This is a genomic window from Aquimarina algiphila, assembly GCF_007489275.1.
Classification (GTDB): Bacteria; Bacteroidota; Bacteroidia; order Flavobacteriales; family Flavobacteriaceae; genus Aquimarina; species Aquimarina algiphila.
This window is the reverse complement of sequence record NZ_VLNR01000174.1, coordinates 1-998: the sequence shown is the minus strand read 5'-3', so window position 1 is coordinate 998 and position 998 is coordinate 1. Positions and strand designations below refer to the sequence as shown.

The following is a 998-nucleotide window of genomic DNA, read 5'->3' as shown; positions in this document are numbered from 1 at the left end:
AAGATGAGATTATTGAGGAAAATAATTATTACCCCTTTGGACTACAACATAAAGGATACAATAATACCATTGTTGGTACAGAAAATAACTATCAAACGTATCAAGGAAAAGAAGATGAAAAAGAATTAGGGTTAGGCTTTTATGATTATCATGCCCGAATGTACGAACCATCTATAGGAAGAATGATGAATATTGATCCTCATGCAGATAGTTATTATGGAATTAACCCTTATAACTATACTCTTAATAATCCAGTATTACTAATTGATCCTGATGGTAAAGATACTGTGATTTCAATACAAGATGGCGTTATAAGAGTCTCTACACAGATTTATATTTATGGAAGTGGTGCAAATCAAAAAGAAGCAAATAAAATACAAAAAACAATCCAAAATTTATTTGGGGAACATAATGAGTTTAAATTCACAGATGATGATGGTAATGAGTTTGATGTGAAATTTGAAACATCTGTAGATGTATATGATGAAGAAAATACCGAGCTAGCGGAAGGAGATAACCTCATTGAAGTTAAAAATGAAAAGGGAAGATCAGAAGTAAGCGAAATTAATGGAGATACAGGGACTTGGTATTCAAAAGAAAAAATGGCAGGAAAAAACTTTGCGATATATCCTCATGAATTTGGACATTTGGTTGGTTTGAAGGATAGATATTCAGTATTACTTTCTAAGATAGGTATATATAGACCTGACAAAGAATGGGAATCAAATTTTATGGCCGATCATACAACTATGAATGTAGAGCAACGTAATATTGATGGAATTGTAAAAGGTGCAGTTAAAAATTATAATAGATATAAAGAACAATATGGAGATCAAAAAAGCTCTGAAAAACCATATCGATATATTAAGAATACCCGTTGTGCATTTAGAAAAAGTTGCGCAAACTGCTAAAAGGCAGTAAATTGTAGTTACGACACTATAATTCATATGCACAACTTTCAAGCAAATTACGATAAAATACTCAAGGTTTTAAAAGGA

Annotated in this window: 1 protein-coding gene; it reads left to right on the top strand. The window is 31.1% G+C overall.

What is annotated here, in order from left to right; genetic code table 11:
* Nucleotides 1–911: RHS repeat domain-containing protein (locus tag FOF46_RS30935; protein ID WP_143919267.1), on the top strand; the 911-nt coding region annotated here is incomplete at its 5' end.
* Nucleotides 912–998: the final 87 nt, after the last annotated feature.